Consider the following 591-nt stretch of genomic DNA (forward strand, 5'->3'; position numbering starts at 1 on the left):
CCCGACCAGACGTGCCACCGAATGTTTTTCCATAAACTCGGACATATCAATGCGTACCATGGCCTCTTCAGTATCAAACAAGAAAGTCGCCAGTGATTTACATAGCTCGGTTTTACCAACACCGGTTGGGCCTAAAAACAGGAATGAACCGTTAGGACGGTTCGGATCCGATAACCCGGCACGACTGCGACGAATCGCATTAGCAACCGAATTAACTGCTTCATCCTGACCAATAACCCGTTGGTGCAGCGCTTCATCCATTTTCAGCAGTTTATCGCGTTCACCTTCCAGCATTTTGGAAACCGGAATACCTGTCCATTTGGAAACTACTTCAGCGATTTCCTCTTCACCAACTTTGTTTCTCAACAAGGTGAATTCCTGCATTTCAGCTTGTGTAGCAAGGTCATACTGCTTTTCTAAAGCAGGAATACGCCCGTATTGCAGTTCAGACATTTTTTCCAGATTGCCGCTACGGTTGGCTGATTCCAACTCCAGGCGGGCTTTTTCCAATTCTTCTTTAATGTGCTGACTGCCATGCAAAGCGGCTTTTTCCGACTTCCAGACTTCTTCCAGATCGGTATATTCGCGTGC

Annotated in this window: 1 protein-coding gene; it reads right to left on the reverse strand. The window is 46.9% G+C overall.

What is annotated here, in order from left to right; translation table 11 throughout:
• A partial coding sequence (locus E8Q33_RS14995; RefSeq protein WP_168800230.1) for an AAA family ATPase occupies positions 1–591 on the reverse strand: 591 nt, incomplete at both ends.

The organism is Methylophaga sp. SB9B (assembly GCF_004832235.1).
GTDB classification, from domain to species: domain Bacteria; phylum Pseudomonadota; class Gammaproteobacteria; order Nitrosococcales; family Methylophagaceae; genus Methylophaga; species Methylophaga muralis.